This window comes from Frankia sp. RB5, from assembly GCF_059816245.1.
In genome coordinates this window covers 21325-42349 of record NZ_JCBATA010000070.1, presented here as the reverse complement: position 1 = coordinate 42349, position 21025 = coordinate 21325, and the positions used below count along the sequence as shown (strand labels likewise).

At 73.2% G+C, this 21025-nt stretch carries 14 protein-coding genes and 1 tRNA gene; 4 read left to right on the top strand and 11 right to left on the bottom strand.

Annotated elements, in window-relative coordinates:
- Positions 1–165: 165 nt before the first annotated feature.
- A complete protein-coding gene (locus AC6EXY_RS27670) occupies positions 166–960 on the bottom strand; it encodes an HAD family hydrolase (protein WP_101830874.1) in 795 nt (264 codons plus the stop codon).
- Between the two features lie 228 nt (positions 961–1188).
- On the opposite strand from AC6EXY_RS27670, the gene AC6EXY_RS27665 reads away from it, so the two are divergent.
- Together AC6EXY_RS27665 and hisG are read left to right on the top strand one after the other, a co-directional pair.
- Complete coding sequence (locus AC6EXY_RS27665; RefSeq protein ID WP_101830866.1) at positions 1189–1479, top strand: phosphoribosyl-ATP diphosphatase; 291 nt, start codon at positions 1189–1191, stop codon at positions 1477–1479.
- 65 nt (positions 1480–1544) lie between these two features.
- Positions 1545–2393 carry an ATP phosphoribosyltransferase gene (hisG, locus tag AC6EXY_RS27660; RefSeq protein ID WP_101830873.1) on the top strand — a complete coding sequence of 283 codons (849 nt, stop codon included), beginning with the start codon at positions 1545–1547 and terminating at the stop codon, positions 2391–2393.
- 105 nt (positions 2394–2498) lie between these two features.
- On the opposite strand, the gene folE is transcribed toward hisG, so the two are convergent.
- From folE to dacB, 5 genes are all read right to left on the bottom strand, one after another.
- A complete protein-coding gene (gene folE, locus AC6EXY_RS27655; RefSeq protein WP_423748050.1) occupies positions 2499–3239 on the bottom strand; it encodes a GTP cyclohydrolase I FolE in 741 nt (246 codons plus the stop codon).
- Complete coding sequence (gene ftsH / locus AC6EXY_RS27650; RefSeq protein ID WP_101830865.1) at positions 3236–5458, bottom strand: ATP-dependent zinc metalloprotease FtsH; 2223 nt, start codon at positions 5456–5458, stop codon at positions 3236–3238. Before ftsH ends, folE begins: the two co-directional genes overlap by 4 nt.
- 224 nt (positions 5459–5682) lie before the next feature.
- The gene (hpt, locus tag AC6EXY_RS27645) at positions 5683–7437 is read right to left on the bottom strand and encodes a hypoxanthine phosphoribosyltransferase (RefSeq protein ID WP_499818457.1); all 1755 of its coding nucleotides are present in this window, start codon (positions 7435–7437) and stop codon (positions 5683–5685) included.
- 55 nt (positions 7438–7492) lie between these two features.
- Positions 7493–8605 (bottom strand): zinc-dependent metalloprotease, encoded by a 1113-nt coding sequence (locus tag AC6EXY_RS27640; protein ID WP_101830863.1) that lies wholly within the window; start codon positions 8603–8605, stop codon positions 7493–7495.
- Between the two features lie 127 nt (positions 8606–8732).
- A complete protein-coding gene (dacB, locus tag AC6EXY_RS27635) occupies positions 8733–10154 on the bottom strand; it encodes a D-alanyl-D-alanine carboxypeptidase/D-alanyl-D-alanine endopeptidase (RefSeq protein WP_101830862.1) in 1422 nt (473 codons plus the stop codon).
- Positions 10155–10656: 502 nt separating this feature from the next.
- On the opposite strand from dacB, the gene AC6EXY_RS27630 reads away from it, so the two are divergent.
- Positions 10657–11196 (top strand): inorganic diphosphatase, encoded by a 540-nt coding sequence (locus AC6EXY_RS27630; RefSeq protein WP_101830871.1) that lies wholly within the window; start codon positions 10657–10659, stop codon positions 11194–11196.
- 472 nt (positions 11197–11668) lie between these two features.
- Here AC6EXY_RS27630 and AC6EXY_RS27625 read toward each other — a convergent pair.
- Positions 11669–11740: transfer RNA gene (locus AC6EXY_RS27625), tRNA-Thr, on the bottom strand.
- A gap of 330 nt (positions 11741–12070) precedes the next feature.
- Here AC6EXY_RS27625 and AC6EXY_RS27620 point away from each other — a divergent pair.
- Positions 12071–12808, top strand: a complete 738-nt coding sequence (locus AC6EXY_RS27620) for a response regulator transcription factor (protein ID WP_101830692.1) — start codon at positions 12071–12073, stop codon at positions 12806–12808.
- Positions 12809–12824: 16 nt separating this feature from the next.
- Here AC6EXY_RS27620 and AC6EXY_RS27615 read toward each other — a convergent pair whose 3' ends face one another.
- From AC6EXY_RS27615 to topA, 4 genes are all read right to left on the bottom strand, one after another.
- Positions 12825–13805 carry a PSP1 domain-containing protein gene (locus tag AC6EXY_RS27615; RefSeq protein ID WP_499818458.1) on the bottom strand — a complete coding sequence of 327 codons (981 nt, stop codon included), beginning with the start codon at positions 13803–13805 and terminating at the stop codon, positions 12825–12827.
- A gap of 71 nt (positions 13806–13876) precedes the next feature.
- Complete coding sequence (locus AC6EXY_RS27610; RefSeq protein ID WP_499818459.1) at positions 13877–15169, bottom strand: DNA polymerase III subunit delta'; 1293 nt, start codon at positions 15167–15169, stop codon at positions 13877–13879.
- Positions 15170–15204: 35 nt separating this feature from the next.
- The gene (tmk, locus tag AC6EXY_RS27605; RefSeq protein WP_499818460.1) at positions 15205–17643 is read right to left on the bottom strand and encodes a dTMP kinase; all 2439 of its coding nucleotides are present in this window, start codon (positions 17641–17643) and stop codon (positions 15205–15207) included.
- Positions 17643–20801: a type I DNA topoisomerase gene (gene topA, locus AC6EXY_RS27600; protein WP_499818461.1), complete on the bottom strand. Its 3159-nt coding sequence runs from the start codon at positions 20799–20801 to the stop codon at positions 17643–17645. The genes tmk and topA overlap by 1 nt, the downstream gene beginning before the upstream one ends.
- Positions 20802–21025: the final 224 nt, after the last annotated feature.

The window sequence follows — 21025 nt, the reverse complement described above, 5'->3', positions numbered from 1 at the left end:
TTCTCCCGCCTGGACGGACAGTAGTCGGACAACTTCCACTCTCCGGCTGGTTCGCCGGACTTTCTCTTAAACGCGCGCGACGGAACATTCCCGCAATTCACGTAAAATAACATTGAAAATGCTCATTGTCGACGGGTTTGCCGGCGGCCCGTTCGGTCGGCCCGTTCAGTCGGCCGGGAAGAGCCGTTCGAGGATGAGCGCCACGCCGTCGTCGTCATTGGACGCGGTGATCTCGTCCGCGGCGGCGAGCACGTCCGGATGGGCGTTGGCGACCGCCACCGAGTGGCCGGCCCAGGCGAACATCGGCAGGTCGTTGGGCATGTCGCCGAACGCGACGACCTGATCGGCGCGCACCCCACGCTGCGCGGCCAGTTCCGCGAGCGCGACCGCCTTCGACACCCCCGGCCCGGCGATCTCCACCAGGTCCGCGCTCGACGTGGTGACCACCGCGTCCGCCCCGGCCAGCTCCACGATCACGTCGTAGACCGCCGTGAACGGCCGCCCGCCCCGGCGAACCAGCAGCTTCGTGGCCGGCAGTGTCACGAGCAGTTCGTGGAAGGCCCCGACGAGCTCCTGGGGGTCCGGCCACATCGTCTCGAAGCGCGGTTCCCGGCCGAAGCGTGTCCCGCTCTCGACCGCGAACGCCGCGTCCGGCACCAGCTCACGGATGGCGCGTGCGAGCCGCAGCGCCGTGGCGGACTCCAGGTAGCGGTGGCTGACCGCGACCCCGGCGTCAAGATCGAACACGAGCGCGCCGTTGGCGCAGATGGCGAGGCCGGACGCGGCCGTCTGTGCGGCTATCCCCGCCATCACTCGGCTCGGGCGCCCGGTCACGAACACGACCGTCGCGCCGCTGCGGCGCACCCGGCCCAGCGCCGCGCGGGTGCGCGCCGAGACGGTGCCATCGCTGCGGATCAGTGTGCCGTCGAGATCCGTGGCGACGAGGACAGGCGGGGACACAGTGACCCAGTCAACCAGCAACGCCGGGGCGGGCGGGCCTGGTTCCGCGGCATGGCGGCCGGCCTGCACGGACCGTGGCCACTCGACGGGCCGGGAGGCGTCGCGTCGCCGGGTAGCATGCCGGACATGGTTCCTGCCGATCGGCCAGGCTCGTCGCCGTCCGGGTCTGTCTCCCGGCCCGGAGCGCAGGGGGGATCGCCGGCGTCGGCTCCCGCCACCCCGGCGGCCGTGGCGGCCGCGGCGAAAGCATCCACCGTAAAAACCTTCGACGAACTCTTTGCCGAGGTCGCCGACAAATGGCAGCGCCGGGTGCCCGGTTCGGGCACCGTCGCGGCCCTCGACAAGGGCGTTCACCATCTCGGCAAGAAACTCGTCGAGGAGGCCGCGGAAGCCTGGATGGCGGCCGAGCACGAAGGCCGGGACAGGGCGGCCGAGGAGATCTCCCAGCTGCTCTACTGGAGCCAGCTGATGATGATTTCGCTGGGCCTTTCCCTGGACGACGTATACTCCCACCTGTGAGCGCCCCGCGATCCATTTCGGTAGACCTTGTAGACGAAAACCTTAGTAGACGCTGAGTAGTGACGATGCTTCGTATTGCGGTTCCCAACAAGGGGTCGTTGTCCGCGGCCTCCAGCCAGCTGCTCGCCGACGCCGGCTACCATGCCCGGCGCGATGCGGCGGAACTGGTGATCACCGATGTCGAGAACGACGTCGAGTTCTTCTTCCTGCGGCCGCGGGACATCGCCGTCTACGTGGGGTCGGGGCGGCTCGACCTCGGGATCACCGGGCGCGACCTGCTGCTGGACAGCAACGCCGCGGCGGAGGAGCTGCTGCCGCTGGGCTATGCGCACGCCACCTTCCGCTACGCCGCTCCCGAGGGCGCCTTCGCGGACGTGGCGGAGCTGCAGAGCAAGCGGATCGCGACGTCCTTCCCGGCGCTGGTGCGGGCCGATCTCGCCGGGCGTGGCATCACCCCGGCGGGCATCGTCACCCTCGACGGCGCGGTGGAGACCGCGGTGCGCCTCGGGGTGGCGGACGCGGTCGCCGACGTGGTGGAGACCGGTCGCACCCTGCGGGCCGCCGGACTGGAGCTGCTCGGCGAGCCGGTACTGCGCTCCGAGGCCATCGTCATCGCCAAGCGCGGAGCGGTGCTGACCGGGGCACACGAGCGGCTGCTGCGCCGTGTGCAGGGCGTTCTCGTCGCCCGCCGGTACGTGATGATGGACTACGACGTCCCGACGGCCGTCCTGGAGAAGGCCTGCGAGATCACGCCCGGCTACGAGTCGCCGACGATCTCCCCGCTGCAGCGGGAGGAGTGGGTGGCCGTGCGGGCGATGGTTCCGCGGGCCGAGGTCAACCGGACGATGGACGACCTGTGGGATCTCGGCGCCCGCGGCATCCTCGTCTCCGGCATCCAGGCCTGCCGGCTCTGACGGCCGGCCGAAGCCCGGCCCGGAAACAGGCCTCGGGGGCCGGTCCGCGCATGGCGGACGGCCCCCGAGGTTTCCGGATACCCGGTGCTCAGCTGTGCGTGGCGCTCAGTGCCGGCCACCTCGCAGGATCAGGGACATGCCCTCGTTGCGGGTGGCGGTGCTGAGGAACTGGCCGCGGACCGCGGAGGTCACCGTCGTCGCGCCCGGCTTGCGCACGCCGCGCATCGACATGCACAGGTGCTCCGCCTCGACGACGACCATCACCCCGCGGGGATCGAGCACGTCGACCAGCGCGTCGGCGATCTGCGACGTCAGCCGCTCCTGAACCTGCGGGCGGCGGGCGTAGAGATCGACCAGCCGGGCCAGCTTCGACAGGCCGGTGATCTGGCCCTTGTTGTTCGGGATGTAGGCGACGTGCGCCTGCCCGGAGAACACGACCAGGTGGTGCTCGCACAGCGACGAGAAGTCGATGTCGCGCACGAGCACCATCTCGTCGTGGCCCTCGTCGAAGACCGTCGTGAGGACCTCGCTCGGCTCGCGGCCGAGGCCCTCGACAGCCTCCCGGTAGGCACGGGCGACCCGGTCCGGGGTCTTGCGCAGCCCTTCCCGGTCCGGATCCTCACCGATGCCGATCAGTAGTTCGCGCACCGCGCGGGCCACCCGGTCGTGGTCGAACGGGCGGACCTGGCTGGGCCTGCCCCGATCACGTGCGGGCACGGCCGTGGAAGTACCCGTGCCGTTGCCGGCGAGCGGGCTGGGGACGTCGAAGCCGTTCGATCCCGTGGCGCCCACCTCGCGCACCCCCTCCTCCGTCGAGGTGAACCCGATCTGGGAATCGGACGTCAACGGCGTCTCCTCTCGTCATCGTTCGGCCAGGACGGCGGGGCCCATGGGTTCGCGATCCGCGGTCCGTCGGGCGGCGCGTCGGCACCACCGGACGCCGGTGGCTGACTCTGTGGGTAACCATGCCCACCAGGCCCGCCATTCCCGGCCGGTCCACCGATCCCACCCGGTCCCATCCCGCCGCCGGGCCCCATGCCACCCGGACCCATCACCCCGCCGGGGCCGGGGACGCCGTGCGGCGGGGCCGTCGGGTCGCCGCCGCTCGCGCCGTTGCCCGGGCCGTGCCCATGCGCCGGGTCCTTGACCAGGTCGGCGACGCCGGAGGAGATGAGGCCCAGCTCGGCCGGGGTCTGCACCGGCGGGCGGTCGGACGGGATGCGCCGGCCCACTCCGGTGTAGGTGCCGCGTACCGGCCGCTTCTGCACGGTGGCGAAAGCCTCGGCGACCTCGTCCTTGCTCAGCGTCTCGGTGTCCATCAGCCGCAGGACGAGATTGTCCAGCACGTCGCGGTAGGTGACCAGGATCTCCCACGCCTCGTCGTGCGCCGCCTCGATGAGCCGGCGGACCTCGGCGTCGATCTCGCTGGCGACCTCCTCGGAGTAGTCGCGCTGGTGCCCGACCTCCTTGCCGAGGAAGACCTCGCTGTTCTCGGTGCCGAACTTGATCGCGCCGAGCTTGTCGCTCATCCCGTACTGGGTGATCATCGCTCGGGAGATCTGGGTGGCCTTCTCGATGTCGTCGCTCGCGCCGGTCGTCGGGTCGTGGAAGACCAGCTCCTCGGCTGTACGACCGCCGAGGAGGACGGCGAGCCGGTCCAGCATCTCCGACCTGGTCGACAGGTACTTGTCCTCCAGCGGGAGCTGCATGGTGTAGCCGAGCGCACGGCCCCGGGGCAGGATCGTCACCTTGTGCACGGGGTCGGAGTTCGGCAGCGCGTGCGCCACGAGGGCGTGTCCGCCCTCGTGGTAGGCGATGCGCTTCTTCTCCTTGTCGCTCATCGCCCGCGTCTTGCGCTCCGGCCCGGCCATGACCCGGTCGATCGCCTCCTCGAGCAGCGCCGAGGAGATGAACTTCAGGTTGGACCGGGCGGCCAGCAGCGCGGCCTCGTTGAGCACGTTCGCGAGATCCGCACCGGTGAACCCGGGCGTGCGCCGGGCGATGATCAGCATGTCGGCGTCCGGGCCGATGGGCTTGCCCTTGGCGTGCACCCGCAGGATCGCCTCGCGGCCGAGCAGGTCCGGCCGGTCGACGACGATCTGCCGGTCGAAACGCCCGGGCCGCAGCAGCGCCGGGTCGAGGATGTCGGGCCGGTTCGTCGCCGCGATGAGGATGACCCCACCCTTGACGTCGAAGCCGTCCATCTCGACGAGCAGCTGGTTGAGGGTCTGCTCACGCTCGTCGTGCCCGCCGCCGAGGCCGGCGCCGCGGTGGCGGCCCACCGCGTCGATCTCGTCGACGAAGATGATCGCGGGGGCGTTGGCCTTCGCCTGCTCGAACAGGTCCCGCACCCGGCTGGCGCCGACACCGACGAACATCTCGACGAAGTCGGATCCGGAGATCGAGTAGAACGGCACCCCGGCCTCGCCGGCCACCGCCCGTGCGAGCAGCGTCTTGCCGGTACCGGGCGGCCCGTAGAGCAGCACGCCCTTGGGGATCTTCGCGCCGATCGCCTGGAACTTGCTCGGGTTCTCCAGGAACTCCTTGATCTCCTGGAGCTCCTCGATGGCCTCGTCGGCGCCCGCCACGTCGGTGAAGGTCGTCTTCGGCGTGTCCTTGCTCACGAGCTTGGCCTTGGACTTGCCGAAGTTCATGACCCGGTTGCCGCCGCCCTGCATCTGGTTCATGAAGAAGAACAGCAGCAGCACCACGAGCAGTACGGGCAGCAGGTTGAGCAGGAGGGAGACCAGGATGTTTCCGCGGTCGACCGAGACGTCGTACGTGACGCGCTTGTTCCGCAGCTCGTTGGCGAGAACGACACCCTGTTCGCTGACATAGGACGACTCGTACTTCCGGCCGTCCTTCGTCTGGACCTGGATGAGCTGCTTGGAGTCCTGGATCTTGGCCTTCGCGACCTGGCCGTCGTCGATCTGCTGCTGGACGAAGTTCAGGTCACGTTTGCCGTACTCGCTGGGACCCGAAAGGACGCCTGTCGTGAGGATGATCACGAACAGGACCAGGAGCAGCAGTGGCACCCAGCCACGGAAGATTCTTCTTGGAGTCATCTGTCTGGAGCACCGGACACGAGCGCTCCGCCCTCCTGACGTGTGTACTGCCCTCGATCGGGATTCCCTTGTGCCGAGGGTACCGCCGGTGCGCGCATCTCACCGCGCGCACATCCGACCAACGGATCGGCGGCCTGTGCTGTTCCGGCCCTGGCGATCCGGGGCCGCACGGTCGTGCGCCGGGCCCGTCGATGCCGCCGAGGGCCCCGCGCGGCGCCCTGCCGTCAGTCCGGCGCGCCGCGTTCGATCGCGTCCGGCGTGAGCGTTCCGACGAAGGGAAGGGTGCGGTAGTACTCGGAGTAGTCGAGGCCATAGCCCACGACGAAGGCGCTGGGAATATCGAATCCGACATAGCGGACATCGACGTCCACGGTGATCGCCTCCGGCTTGCGGAACAGCGCGAGCACCTCCAGCGACGCCGGGCCGCGCGAGCGCAGGTTCTTCAGCAGCCAGGACAGCGTGAGACCGGAGTCGATGATGTCCTCGACGACGAGGACATCACGCCCCTCGATCGAGCGGTCCAGGTCCTTGAGGATGCGCACCACGCCCGAGGACGACGTCGACGACCCGTACGAGGACACCGCCATGAACTCCATGGTCAGCGGCACGCTCAGGGCCCGGGACAGGTCCGCCATCACCATCACGGCGCCCTTGAGCACCCCGACCAGCAGGATCTCCCGGCCGGCGTAGTCGGCGTCGACCCTGGCGGCGAGCTCGCGGATCTTCGCGGCGATCTCGTCGGCGGTGACCAGGACCTCGTCGATGTCGGGATGCGGGCTGGCCGCCGGCGCGTCCCCGCGCGGTCCGCCGGTGTCGGGCGTGGTCGTCGCGGCCTGGGTCACCTGATGCTCCTCCTCCATGAACGCCGGCTCCGGGTGCGGCCGGCCAGCGGCCTGTGGGACCCGACCGGCTGTCGCGCCCAGCGGCCGCGACACCTCCGCCGGGCCGGTCAGTGTGATCTGGCCCGCCCAGCGGCGGGCCAGCACTCCCGAGGGCAGCGGCACCGGCTTCTGGCCGCGCCACCGGGTCACCAGCTCCTCCACCGCCCAGACGTGCTCGGCCCGCAGTGCCGACGCGGAGGCGCCGACGTCGAGAGCGGCGCGGCGCAGCACCCGGCCCCGAATCGCGGCGGGCATGGCCGCCAGCGCCGGGACCTCGAAGCTGATCTCCCCGCCGACCGGGCCGATCGTCGCCGCGGCGGCGCCGTAGCTCGCCGCCGCCGTCGCGTCCAGCGCGTCCGCGTCGGCGCGCAGCAGGTCGGCGCCGCGGGCCAGTGACTCGGCGATGCCGGGGCCGAGCTCGGCCTCGAGCAGCGGGAGAACGCTGTGCCGCACCCGAGCCCGGGCGAAGGCGCGGTCGCTGTTCGTCGGGTCGTCCCAGGCCGAGAGCCCCAGCGCCCGGCAGGCGGCGCGGGTGTCGGCGCGGCGCAGCCCGAGCAGGGGGCGGCGCAGCACCCCGTCCGCCGGCCGCATCCCGCCGAGCGAGCGGGCGCCGGCGCCCCGTGCCAGCCGCAGCAGCACCGTCTCGGCCTGGTCGTCGAGGGTGTGGCCGAGCAGGACCGCGGCGGCGCCGAGCCGCTCGGCGGCGCCGAGCAGGACGGCCCGGCGCGCGTCGCGGGCCGCCCCCTCGGAGCGCGCCGTGTGCGCGACCAGCACCTCGGCCGGTCGCAGGCCGAGGGCGCGGCCGGCCTCGGCGACGTCCTGCGCGCGGGCGGCGGACCCGTCGTCCCAGCCGTGATCGACGACGAGCAGCCCACCGCGCAGCGCGCGCCGCGGCGCGACGAAGGCGAGCGCGGCGGCCAGCGCCAGCGAGTCCGGACCGCCGGAGCAGGCGGTGAGGACGAGTGCGCCGGGATCGAGATCGGCGATCGCGGTACGGACCGCGAGGCGGATCGCGGCGACCGCCGGATCGGGTGCCCGGCGGGCGCGGGCGGAGGCCGCCCCGCCCGAATGGTCACCGTCGGTGACAGTCGAGGTCATGAGGTGGGCCGTAGGGGGGAACGTCCGGCGCTGGCACGCCCGCGGCCCACGGCGGTCACGCCGAGATCGACGGGCGACTGCCCAGCACGCGCTGCATCCACGCGGTCGGATCGACGAGCTCGGCGCGCGTCGGCAGCGTGGCCGGCGACTCCCAGACCGTGTTGAAGCCACCCACCCCGGACTCCGCGACGACGGCCCGGACGAAGGCCCCGCCCTGGCGGTACTGCTGCATCTTGAGGTCGAGGCCGAGCAGGCGGCGGACGAACCGGTCGATCGGCGATCCGCCGTCGCGCCGGCCCTCGAACGTGGAGCGGATGTCCGCGACCGTCGGCACCACCTTCGGGCCCACCGCGTCCATCACCTGGTCGGCGTGCCCCTCCAGCAGCGTCATGAGGGCCTGCAGCCGGTCGAGCACGGCGCGCTGCGCGGGTGTCTGCAACGCCTCCACGACGCTCGGGCCGTCCGCGCCACGATCGAACACCGCGCCACGCAGCGCCGTCACCGCGGAGCGCACCCGGTCGGCGAGGACGTCCGGGTCGAGGTCGGTGGCCTCGATGAACGCCGTGATCTCGGACTCGAGGTGGGCCCGCAGCCATGGCACCGCGGTGAACTGACTGCGGTGGGTCTGCTCGTGCAGGCACACCCACATCCGGAAGTCCCGCGGCACCACGCCCATGGTCGCCTCGGCGTGGGCGATGTTCGGCGCGACCAGGCTGAGCCGGCCGACGGCGTCCGGCGTGCCCGCGCCCTGCGGCCCCGCCAGGTACTCCTCGGGGGGCAGGAACACCTCGAACTGCCCGAGCACCTTGCCAGCGAGGTAGGCGAGCGCAGTGCCGAGCTGCACGCCGGTGACCCGGCGGCCGACGGCGGTGGAGAAGGTCCCGCGCTGCTGCTCGGAGAGCCGGCCCAGCAGGGGCGCGGTGAGCACCCGCAGGCCGGCCACGTTCGAGCGAACCCATTCGGGACGGTCCACGACGTTGATCGGTGTGGGCGAGCCCGCGGGCGTCAGGTGGGTGTAGTCCTCGACGTGCCGCTCGGCCTCCACCGCGAGCCGGCGCAGCTCGGCGACGATCTCGCCTGCCTGCTCACGCGTGGTCGGCGGGCCGGGGCGGACCAGCTTCTTCGCCGTCGTCACGGCGAGTTCCCAGTCGACCAGCTCGGCGTCCACGAATCCGAGCGTACCGGGCCCGCACGCGCTCTGCCCCCGTGTCAGCGATGCCGGTCGGGCCGAGGCGTTTCGCGCCGGCGGTGCCGGTCGGGCCGAGGGCCGGTGTCCGCCGGGGCGCGGCGGCACCTCATCGGGCCGTCGCCGCCCGGCCGGCGGCGGGTGCCGTCGGCGCCGCCCGGCAGCCGCAGCCCGCGAGCGCCGCCGCCACCCGGTCCAGGGCGGCCTTGGTGCCGGTCGCCTCCTGGGCCGGGGACAGGAACGCGAACAGCAGCAACCGGCCGTCGGCATCCACGACCTGGCCGGCCAGGCTGCTGACGTTGCGCAGGGTGCCGGTCTTCGCCCGGACCTCGCCGGCGCCGGCCGCGGTGTCGCTGGTGCCATAGCGGTCGTCCAGAGTGCCCGAGAAGCCGGCCACCGGCAGTCCGGTGAGCAGCGTGCGCAGCTCGGGCCGGACCGCCGTCACAGCGGCCCGCAGCAGGGCGACGAGCGTCGCGGGCGGGATCAGATCGCCGGTCGACAGGCCGCTGACGTCGTAGAGGGTCATGCCCGCCGTGGGGATACCCAGCCCGGCGACCGTGTCGGTGACGGCGCGGGTGGCGCCGGCGAATGAGGCCGGCAGGCCGCGGCGGTGGGCGACCAGCCGGCCGAGGCTCTCCGCGAGATCGTTGTCCGACTCGGAGAGCATCTTCTCGACGAGCACCCGCACCGGCGGGCTGCGCACCGCGGCGACCTCGCGGGCCGACGGGTCGGCGCGCCCCAGGCCGATCGATCCGACCTGGACACCCGCCGCCGTGAGCGCGCCAGCGAAGGCGGCCGCCGCCGCCGCGGGCGGGGCGGGAGCGCGGGGGCCGATGGCACCCGGCGCGGAGCGACCCGCGTCGACGGCGAGCGCGGAGACGGGCGCCACGTCGCCGTCGGTGACGTAGTTGTCGCGCCAGCCCGGGGCTCGATCCGGCCCGACGAACAGCGACGCGTCACCGAGGACCTGACCCACCGAGCGGATGCCCGCGGCGCGCACCTGACCGGCGAGGTCGGCGAGGCGGGACAGCGCCGGGTACCCGCCGCCGCGCGGTGCCGCGGTCAACGTGGGATCACCCCCGCCGACCAGCCACAGCGTGCCACCGGGCGCCGTCGCCGAGCCGCCGGGCGGCGGGCTGTGGACGACCGTCGTGCGCAGCCGGTCGTCGGGGAAGGTCGCGAGTGCGGCCGTGGCGACCACGGTCTTGAGCGTCGAGGCCGGCGTGGCCGGGACGCGGCCCCGCTGGTCGAGCAGCACCCGGCCGCTGGAGGCGTCGACGACGAACGCCGCCGGGCCGGCCAGCACGGGATCGCCGAGCGTCCCGGCGAGACGCGTGGCCACGGCGGCGGGGTCGGGGGCGGGCGCCGCCGGATCGAGGCCGGCCAGCGCCACGACCCCCGGCCGTCCCGCGGCACCGCCCGGCCCCGCGTCCGCCCCGGCGGCGGGCACCGGGGCCAGCGATCCGGCGAACAGGGCGCCGGCGAGCGCGGTGAGCCCTCCCAGGCGGGCTACCGGCGCGGCGGATATCACCTCGGGGACACTACGCAACGCCCGCCGGGCGCGGGGCCGCCCCGTCCGGATCGGTGCCCGCGATCCCTCTCGGCCGCCGCACGCAGAGTTCGACCGGCTGTGGGAGATGCGACCGGGAGCGGGAGCGGATGCCCGCGGTGGCGCAGGCCGGACGGCTGTGTCACCGTATGGCGCGAGGTGGCGGGGCGGCCCCCGCCCTGGGATCCCGGCCGGACCGGACCGGTTCGCGCGTCGGCGCGCCGTCCGGCGAACGGTGGTGTGGCGATGCCGACCGGGTGGCCCCGGTTGGGGGTGGCTTCCGGGACACTGGATGTCGACCTCCTCGGGCGTGATGTCCGGCCGGGGGCCCGCCGTGGCCGTGGCCGTGGTGCGGGGCGCCGCGAGCCGTGGCACCCGCCTGGCGGTGCCGGGCCGACCATCGCGGTCCGAGGAGCAGGTGCAGACATGGCAGCCGTCCGGAACGGACCGGGCGGTCCCGATCGTGAAGGAGACAGGGAGCGGAGTGGACCTTGAGTTCGATGTGACCATCGAGATCCCCAAGGGTCAGCGCAACAAGTACGAGATGGATCACCACACCGGGCGTATCCGGCTGGACCGGATGCTGTTCACCTCCACCCACTACCCCTCGGACTACGGGTTCATCGAGGGGACCCTCGGGCGTGACGGTGACCCGCTGGACGCACTGGTCCTGCTGGAGGAGCCGACCTTCCCGGGCTGCCTCGTGCGGTGCCGGACGATCGGCATGTTCGAGATGACCGACGAGAAGGGGCCGGACGACAAGGTCCTCTGCGTCCCGGTCGCGGACGTCCGCCAGGAGCACCTGCGGGACCTGCGCCACCTGCCGGAGTTCGACCGGCTGGAGATCCAGCACTTCTTCGAGGTCTACAAGGACCTCGAGCCCGGCAAGTCGGTCGAGGGCGCCTCGTGGGTCGACCGCAAGGAGGCCGAGCGGGAGATCCTCGCCTCGATCAAGCGGCTGCGCGAGTCCGAGGCCACGGCGGCCGAGGGGCACGACCAGGAGGCCGAGTCGAAGTCCGCGTGACCGGCTGTTCGTCGCGGCGCCGCCTCCTCACGCACCGGTTTCGGCCGGCCGCCTGAGGGGGCGGACGCCCGCGCGGACCACCGCCCCGACACCACCCGTTCATGATCAACATCGGTGTGGGGGGCGACCGGAACGCCGAGGAGGCGGGGGACTTCCCGTGGAGGGGGAGTGGCCGCGGGGGAAGGCGGCGTGATGCCAGTTTCCCCGTGTGTCGTGTCCGGTTTGTCCCTAGGTTTCTGGCAGGGAACGCCGTGACAGTGTCAGAACGCTGTCACCGACCGCCGCCGCGGACCGCCGCCGCCGAACGGCCTCGGACCGCTGACGCGGTAGCCCGACGCAAAGATCGCAACCCGAGGCACGGCCTGGACAGCGGTCGTGCGTGTGGGACAGCGAGGCGACGTCGGCGTGCGACCGGTGTGCTGCGGGAGCCATCGAGGTCTGGCCCGCGAGAGCCCCGGTCAGACGGGGTGTGAGCCGGAGGCGGGGATTGAACCCGCGACCTATCGCTTACGAGGCGATTGCTCTGCCACTGAGCTACTCCGGCGATCGGCCAGGATCGCACCGGCCGGAACCGAGTATGCCAGACGGCGCGGGGCGGCTGTCGCCGGTGGTGCGCGCCGTTCGCCGACGGCCGCGACTCGGCCGTTGGCGCCCATCGCCCGATGGTGCGGCGCGCGGACGCGGCGGCGCGAACGATCGTGGGATGTGATCCCAGCGGACCGTCATGGCCCCGCGCCCTGTGGGCCGATGACGTGACGATCGGTTTGTATCCAATCCGTTTATTGTCACATTTTCTGGGGCGTGGGGCGTCGAACGGCGCAAATCGCTACCCCGCTCGCAGTGGTTCCGGAGAGGATGCGTAGGGTTTCGCTCCATGACCGGGGCCGGAGACGCTGCACCTGCCGCAGCGACGACGCGAGGAGCCTCGCTCCTCGTCGCCGAGGATGATGAGGCGTCGCGCGTGGCACTTGCGCGCAGCCTGGAAAGATTCGGCTATCGCGTGCTGGAGGCCGCGGACGGCGAAGCCGCCCTGCGGCTGTTCCAGACAACGGAGATCGATCTGGTGGTGCTGGACGTCGCGATGCCGCGGATGGACGGCTTCGCGGTGCTCAGCCGCCTGCGCCAGACCAGCGAGGTTCCGGTGATCATGCTCACCGGGCGCGCCGAGGAGGTCGACCGGGTGGTCGGCCTCGAGCTGGGTGCCGACGACTACGTCGTGAAGCCGTACTCGCTGCGCGAGCTGGTCGCCCGGGTGCGGGCCCGGCTGCGCCGCCGCCCGGCCGAGCCGCCGCCCCAGCGCAACGGGGATGGCAACGACCCGCTCGTCTACGGGGACGTGTCGATCGACCTGCGGGCCCGCGAGGTCGCCGTCGCTGGCGAGCGCATCGACCTCACAGCGCGCGAGTACGAGCTGCTGGCCTTCCTGGCCCGCCACCCGCGGCGGGTGTTCAGCCGTGAGGAGCTGCTCGAGCAGGTCTGGGGAACGCGCTTCCAGGACCCGGCGACCGTCACCGAGCATGTGCGACGGGTGCGCACGAAGGTGGAGGGTCGCCCGCCTCAGCGCCGGCTGGTCACCACCCTGCGCGGGATGGGCTACCGCTTCGACCCGTGATCGCCCCGCGTTCCGGTCAGGAACGGCGCCACTGACGGGTGCGCTGTCGGGAGGCGCCGGGGCCGGGCGCCGCGGGTGCGTCCGCGCGCGTCGTGTCCAGCGGGCTCGGGGTCGGCGGGCTCGGGGTCGGCGTACTCGGGGTCGGCGTACTCGGGGTCGACGGCCGCGGGGCGGATACCCGCGGGTAGGCGGCGTCGTGCGCAGCCCGGGCGCCGCAGACCGAGGCTCGCTCGCAGGACGTCCGACCGCCCTCGTCGAGGGCGACGACGACCTCCTGGCGCGGCACGTCGTGGCGCACGACCCGGCCCTCGCCGTGCGGCGTGCAGGCCCGCTCGCCGACCGCCGGCACCGCCTGGGCGAACTCCTCGTACAGCGGATGCTCGTAGCGCAGGCAGCACATCAGCCGCCCGCACGCCCCGCTGATGCGCATCGGGTTGAGGGCGAGGTGCTGGTCCCGCGCCATTCGCAGGCTCACCGGCTCGAAGTCGGTGAGGAACGTCGCGCAGCACAGGTCCCGCCCGCACGAGCCGATGCCGCCCTGGGCCCGGGCGCCGTCGCGGGCGGACAGCTGGCGCAGCCGTACCCGGGCGGCCAGCGTCCGGTTGAGGTCCCGGACGAGCCCGCGGAAGTCGACCCGGCCCTCCGCGGTGAAGAAGACGGTGTACCCGCCGGATTCCGGGGTGTGATCCACTCCGACGATCTTCATGGGCAGGTCGTGCTCCCGGGCCAGGCGACGGGCGGCCACCCGGGCCCGGGCCCGCCGGCGCCGGGACAGCTCCGAGCGCCGCAGGTCCTCCTCGAGGGCCATCCCCACCAGCACCGGAAGCCCACCGACGTCGTCGGACACCCACTGTGGCGCCCACATGCAGGTGGCGACCTCGGGGCCGTCGTCGGTCGGCATGAGGACGTGGTCGCCGACCCGTGGCGTGAGGGGCCCCGGGTCGGCGTAGTACAGCCTGCCGCGGGGGGAGAACACCACCGCGCACATCATCGGCACGGGTCGGATATGCCCGGCCGCTTCGGGCCTGAACCCTCCTTTCGGGCGGTCGGGTCCCGCCCACGGCCCGGTCAGATCTCGCGCAGCGTGAGGATCAGCGATTCGACGGCGAGCAGAGGAACGAGCCCGGGGTTGTCCGCCAGGGCCGTCCGGGTCGCCAGCACGGCCTCCAGGCATCGCAGCGCCCGATCGGGGGTGGAGGCCGCCGCGAGGCGCGAGGCCTCGGCGGCCTGATCGGGATGGATCGCGTCGACCGGGGCGCCCAGCTGTTCGGCCAGCACGTCGCGGTACAGCCCGGCGAGGTCCACCAGGGCCCGATCCAGGGAGTCGAGGATCGTGCGCCGGCCTCGGCTCTTCTGGGTGCGCTCCAGCTCCTTCAGCGCGCCCGCGGCGCCGCGCACCACCATCGTGCGCGCCTTGGCACCCGCCTTCGGCGCGCGGGCGGAGCGCGACTTCCCGCCCGAGGCGGTCGCGCCGACGCCCAGCGCCGTCTTCAGGGCCTCCGTCTCGGCCTCGTCCCGCTCGGCGCCCGCGGCCTCGGCGTCGGCGTTCGCCGCGTTGACGAGCTCCGCGGCGGCCGCCAGGCAGTCGCCGACCCGGCCGATCCGGGACGGAATGCGCAGCACCGCCGCACGGTGGGCGCGGGCGGCCTCGTCGGTGGCGAGCCGGCGGGCCAGCGCGAGATGGCCCTGCGAGGCGCGTGCGGCGGTCTGCGCGGTGCGCTCGTCGACGCCCTCCCGCAACAGCATGTCGAGCACGTCGGCGGCGGTGGGCAGGCGCAGGGCCACCGTCCGGCACCGAGACCGGATGGTCGGCAACACGTCGGAGACCGCGGGGGCGCACAGCAGGAACACGGCCCGCTCCGCCGGCTCCTCCAGCGCCTTGAGCAGCGCGTTGGCGGCGGCTTCGGTGAGCCGGTCGGCGTCGGTGAGCAGCAGGATCCGCCATCGGCCGGCGGTGGGGGCGCTGGCGGCGTCGCGAACGAGGGCACGTACGTCCTTCACCCCCAGGGAGAGGCCCTCCGGGGTGATCGTGCGCAGGTCCGCAGCGGTGTCGGTGAGCACGGTGTGGCAACCGGCGCACTCACCGCAGCCGGGGGTGTCGCGCTCGCAGTTCAGGCTGGCGGCAAACGCCCGCGCGGCCTCCTGCCGCCCGGAGCCCGAAGGCCCGGTGAACAACCACGAATGGGTCATCCCCGACCGGCTGGCGGCGGACTCGCCGAGGCCGGGCGGCGATGCGCCCTCGCCTGCCGAGCGTCCTGCCGTGCCCGCGGACGCCGCCGAGCCCCGGGCCGCGGACGCCGCGGCGGTGCGCAGGGTCGCGACCACCGCGTCCTGCCCGACGAGCGAATCCCAGACGGTCACGGCCCCATCATCCACCCCGTACCGGGTGGCGGGGATCAGACGGCCGTCGGGATGACGTGCCGGGTCAGCCGGGACGCGAGCCGGGCTCGGATCGTCGCGTGGATCTCGTCGCGGTCCTGGGTCGCGTCGACGACGAGGTAGTGGGAGGCGTCCCGCCGCGCCTGGCGTCGCAGCGCGTCACGGACCCGGTGGTGATAGTCGAGCATCTCGGCGTCGAGCATCTCGGCGTCGAGCATCTCGGCGTCGAGCACTTCGGCGGGATCGTGGGTCTGCGGGGCGAGGGCGCCGGCGCGGCGCAGTCCCACCTCCGGTGGCAGGTCGAGCAGGACGGTCAGATCCGGGGTGAGCGCTTGGACCGCCCACTGGGTGAGCCGGCCGAGCTCGTCCGAGACCGGCGTCCCGTGTGCGCTCTGGTAGGCCGCCGCCGCGTCGATGTACTGGTCGGAGACGACGATCGCGCCCCGCGCCAGCGCCGGCTCGATGACCCGGGCGACGTGCTCGGCGCGGTCGGCGGCGTCCAGCAGCGCCTCGGTGCGGGTGTGCAGCCGGGTGGCGGGGTCGAACAACAATGCCCGCAGCCCGGCGCCGGTCTCGGTACCGCCGGATCCGGAGGTCACGACGATCTCTCGCCCCTGCTCGGCGAGCCAGCCGCGCAGCAGCTCCACCTGGGTCGTGCGGCCGGAGCCCTCGATGCCCTCGACCGCGATCAGGAACCCGCCGTGGCGGGGGAGCCTGGACGACGCCGGCCGGCGGCCGCGCAGCGCGTTCCACAGCTCCGGCCAGACCGCGACACCGGCGCGCTCGTCCATCTGGCGGTAGGCGAACAGGCCGACGGCCACCGCAAGCAGACCGCCACAGAGCAGCACCACCGTGACACCGTCCGCGCGCACGGTGATGTCACCCCAGAGGTGGACGCCGTGCGAGCCGATGAGGCCGACCAGCCCGGGTGCCGCGGCGAGCACGACCAGCAGGTCGATGCGGACCAGGGACTGCACCAGCGCGAAGGTCCGCCCGCGCAGCTCGTCGGATACCTCGGCCTGCAGCAGCGTGTACCCGGTCACCCAGGCGACCCCGGCGAACGCCCCCACCGCGACGACCAGGATGCAGGCGATCACCAGGTTCGGGATGACGGCGACGACGACCAGGGTGACGCCCGCGGCGGTGACGCAGACGCCGAACAGGCGCGTCCGGCTGTAGTCGCCGAGCAGCTTCGGCCCGGCGGCCATGCCCGCGGCGAGACCGATGAACACCGCGCCGAACAACACGCCGTAGGCCGAGTCGCCGCCGCCGAGGATCTCGACGTACAGCCGGCCCAGCGCGATCACGCACCCGGCACCGGCGAACCCGCCGAGGATGCCGACGACCAGGCCGCGGACCAGCCGGTCCTGGCCGACGTAGCGCCAACCCTCGGTGATGGAGGCGAGGAAGCCGGGTTCCGGCCCCGACTCCGGCCGGGCCGCCCGCCCGATGCCCCGCAGGCCCCAGATGACGATCGCCGAGCCGAGGAAGGTGGCGGCGTTGAAGTAGAGGGCGAGGTCGACCGAGGAGTCCCGGAAGAAGGAAACGCTGGGGCCCAGCGCACGCGAGATCGTCGCCAGCAGCGTGAAGATCGCGGCGGCGAGAGGCGCGGTGCCGTAGGTCATGATCAGGCTGAGCGTGTTCGCCGCGGCGAGCCGTTCACGCGGCACCAGATGCGGGACGCTCGCGTCCTTCGCCGGTGCCCAGACCAGAGTCACCGCCTCCACCAGGAACGACGCGATGAGCAGCCATTCGAGCGTGCCGATGATCGGGATGGAGACGAACAGCCCGAACCGGATCACATCGGTGACGACCATGGTCAGCCGGCGGTCGAGGCGGTCGGCGAGCGCGCCGGCCAGCGGCCCGAGGATCAGCGCCGGCATCAGCCGGACGATGAGCAGTGAGCCGATGGCGTACGCCTGCCCGGAGAAGCTCTCCTGCAGCTGCGTGACGAGGGCGGTCGTCGCCAGCAGGCCCATCCAGTCACCGAGGCTGGACAGGCTCAGCTGGATCCACATCCGCCGGAACTCCGGGATGCGCAGCACGGCGACGATGTCGCTGTCGCCGCCGTCGGTGGCGTCCGCGCGCGGTGGCGGGGACGGGACCGTCGTCACCGGATGTCGGCTCGACGCGCGGCGCATCCGTGGCCGGCAGGTCCCGCGCCGCGCGGTACCGGGTGAACCGCCGGCCCGGGGGTCGGCGTCATCCCCCGATGCCGGGTGTGACGGCGGCGCGGCGGGCTGATCCGCGGCGGGCTGATCCGCGGTGGGGCGATCCGCGCCGGGTATCCCGGTGGCCGGTGCCGAGTGCTCCACCGTCGTCTCGACCGGCGTGGCGTCCGGCGGCGCGAGGTCTGCCCGCACCGGCTCGGCCTGTGCCAGATCAGCCCGTGTGGACCCGGCGTCCGCCGGCGCCGCGTCGGTCGGCCCGTGGGACCGACCGATCGGCCGGACCATCAGCTCGCCCGGCGGGCGTCACCGGAACTCGCGCCCGCGCCGCCGTCCGCGCCGCTGTCCGCGGCATCGGTCGTGGCGGTCTTCCTGGCCGTCGCCGCCTTCACGGATCCGGACTTCGCTGTGCCGCTCTTGGCTGTGCCGCTCTTGGCGGTCCTGGATTTCGCCGTGCCGCTCTTCGCCGAGGTGGATTTGCTCTTGGCGGGTGCCTTGGCGGTCGTGCGGGGGGCGCGCTTGGTCGCCGGGCCGCGGGCACGGCGGTCGGCGAGCAGCTCCGCCGACCGCCCATCGGTGATCGTCTCCACGGCGTCGCCCTTGCGCAGGCTCGCGTTGGTCTCCCCGTCGGTCACGTACGGGCCGAAGCGGCCCTCGCGGATGACCATCTGCTTGCCGCTCACCGGATCGTTGCCGAGCTCGCGCAGTGGCGGCGTCTGGGCGGCTGCCCGCCGTCCCCGGGCCTTCGGCTGCGCGAGCAGCGCCAGCGCCTCGGGGAGCGTCACGGTGAACAACTGCTCCTCGGACTCCAGCGACCGGCTCTCGGCGCCCTTCTTCACGTACGGGCCGTAGCGGCCGTTCTGCGCGGTCACCTCCTCGCCGTCCTCGGCGGCGCCGAGGTTGCGCGGCAGCGAGAGGAGGCGGATCGCGTCGTCGAGCGTCAGCGTCTCCAGCGACATCGTGCGCAGCAGGCTGGACGTGCGCGGCGGATCGGTGTCGGTGGTGACGTAGGGGCCGAACCGGCCGGCCTTCGCCGTGATGGTCGCGCCGCCGGCCGGATCGACGCCGAGGACGCGGTCGCCGCTCGGCGCGGCCAGCAGCTCCAGCGCGCGGGCGACGGTGAGCTCGTCGGGCGCCAGGTCGTCGGGCACGCTGGCTCGGCCGTCCCCGCGCTGGACGTATGGCCCGTACCGGCCGACCCGGACCACCACGGACGTGCCGTCGTCGGCCTCGCCGAGCGGGATCGAGTTGACCTCGCGGGCGTCGATCTCGCCGAGGCGCTCGCTGACCAGATGCTTCAGGCCCGCCTCGGTGGCGGTGGCGGTGGCGGTGCCGTCGCCGGTGCCGAAGTAGAAGCGGGTCAGCCAGTCGGTCGAGGCCGCCTCGCCGGAGGCGATGTCGTCGAGATCATCCTCCATCGTGGCGGTGAACCGGTAGTCGACCAGCCGGGAGAAGTGGTCCTCCAGCAACCCGACCACGGCGAACGCGACGAAGCTCGGGACCAGCGCCGAGCCCTTCTTCCAGACGTAGCCGCGGTCCTGGATCGTGCCGATGATCGACGCGTAGGTGGACGGCCGGCCGATCCCGAGTTCCTCGAGCGTCTTGACCAGGCTCGCCTCGGTGAAGCGGGCCGGCGGGCTGGTGGCGTGCCCGCGGGGCGTGAGCGAGCGGGTGGTCAGCGGGTCGCCCTCGCGGACGTCCGGCAGGCGCCGCTCGCGGTCCTCCAGCTCGGCGTCGGGGTCGTCGGCGCCCTCGACATAGGCGCGCAGGAAGCCGGGGAAGGTGATGACCTTGCCGGACGCGGAGAACTCGGCGTTCTCGCCGGCCGAGCTGGTCGCGCCGAGGCGGATCGTGGCGCTCGTCCCGCGGGCGTCGGACATCTGGCTGGCGACGGTGCGCTGCCAGATGAGCTCGTAGAGGCGGTAGGAGTCGCCGTCCAGCTCGCCGCGCACCTCGCCCGGGGTGCGGAAGTGGTCGCCCGCGGGCCGGATCGCCTCGTGCGCCTCCTGGGCGTTCTTCACCTTCTTGGCGTAGGTGCGCGGGCGCGGCGGCACGTACTCGGGGCCGTAGAGCGTCTCGGCCTGGGCCCGGGCCGCCGTGAGCGCCGTCTCGGACAGGTTCGTCGAGTCCGTGCGCATGTAGGTGATGTAGCCGTTCTCGTACAGCCGCTGCGCGATCTGCATGGTGCGCTGGCTGGAGTACCGCAGCTTGCGCCCGGCCTCCTGCTGCAGCGTCGAGGTCATGAACGGCGGGTAGGGGGAACGCCGGTAGGGCTTGGTCTCGACGGAGCGCACCGCGAAGGCCGCGTCCGCCAGCCGCTCGGCGAGGGCGTGCGCGCCCTGCTCGTCGAGCCGGGTGACGCCCGCGGTGGTCAGCTCGCCGGTGGCGGCGAAGTCCCGGCCGGTCGCGATCCGGCTGCCGTCCAGGGCGACCAGCGTCGCCGGCAGGGGTGTGCGCTCGACCTCGGCGTCGGCACCGGCGGGGGCGCCGCCGTCCCCGCCGGCCGGGGCCGCGGCCCAGCCCTGGCGGGCGACCGTCGCCCCGAACAGGCCCTCGATGTTCCAGTACTCGGCGGAGCGGAAGCGCATCCGAGCCCGCTCACGCTCGACGAGCACGCGGGTCGCCACGCTCTGCACCCGGCCCGCCGAGAGCTTCGGCATGACCTTCTTCCACAGCACGGGGGAGACCTCGTAGCCGTAGAGACGGTCGAGGATGCGACGGGTCTCCTGGGCGTTGACCAGGTTCTCGTCGATCTCCCGCGGGTTGTCGACGGCGCGGCGGATCGCCTGCGGAGTGATCTCGTGGAAGACCATCCGCTTGACCGGCACGGTCGGCTTCAGCGTCTGCAGCAGATGCCAGGCGATCGCCTCGCCCTCGCGGTCCTCGTCTGTCGCGAGGTAGAGCTCGCTGGCGTCCTTCACCAGCGCCTTGAGCTTGCTGACCTGGAGCTTCTTGTCCGCCGTGACCACGTAGAGCGGCTCGAAGTCATTGTCGACGTCGACGCCGAGGCGGGCCCAGGGCTTGCCCCGATGTGCCGCCGGGACATCGGCGGCGCTGCGCGGCAGATCCCGGATGTGCCCGATGCTCGACTCCACCTGCCAGCCCGGGCCGAGGTATCCGGCGATCGTCTTCGCCTTCGCCGGCGACTCCACGATCACCAGCCGGGTGCCCGACCCGGCGGCCGGCAGGTCCGCGTCACCGGAGGCGGCGCCGCGGTCGGCGGTGCTCGCCCGGCGCCCCGAACCGCGGCTGGCCGGTGTGCGGGCGCTGGGCGCCGTGGTGACGCCGGTACCCCGGCCCGCGGCCTGCGGGCCGTCCGTGGACGCCTCGGCGGCCGCCGTGCCGGGGCTCGGCGTGGCGCCGTTGCCCGCGGGCTCGGCGGGCTCGGCGACCCGTGCGGATGACCGCGCGGTCGTCCGTGTCGTCGTCTTCGTGCGCGGTGGCACTTCTCTCCTCGGTGCGGCTGCTGGCTGCGGGCCCGGCGGATGGAGCGTAGGGCGCCCCTGGCGAGCGTAGGTCCCGGATATGGCGGATGTTGCTCGGGCGGAGCGCGGTGCTGGTCGTGACATGGGCTTCGGACGGGGGTCCGGCGGGTACCGGTCGAGCGGTGAGCGGCCGCCGGAGTGATAGCGACGCCTCGCAGCACCGTACGCCGCCGCCGGACTCCGCG

Bases quoted from the DNA above. Each gene is read 5' to 3' on its own strand.
- AC6EXY_RS27620 (WP_101830692.1), top strand. From the start codon at position 12,071: ATGACCGGGGCCGGAGACGCTGCACCTGCCGCAGCGACGACGCGAGGA.
- hisG (WP_101830873.1), top strand. From the start codon at position 1,545: ATGCTTCGTATTGCGGTTCCCAACAAGGGGTCGTTGTCCGCGGCCTCC.
- hpt (WP_499818457.1), bottom strand. From the start codon at position 7,437: ATGACCTCGACTGTCACCGACGGTGACCATTCGGGCGGGGCGGCCTCC.
- ftsH (WP_101830865.1), bottom strand. From the start codon at position 5,458: ATGACTCCAAGAAGAATCTTCCGTGGCTGGGTGCCACTGCTGCTCCTG.
- tmk (WP_499818460.1), bottom strand. From the start codon at position 17,643: ATGGTCCGGCCGATCGGTCGGTCCCACGGGCCGACCGACGCGGCGCCG.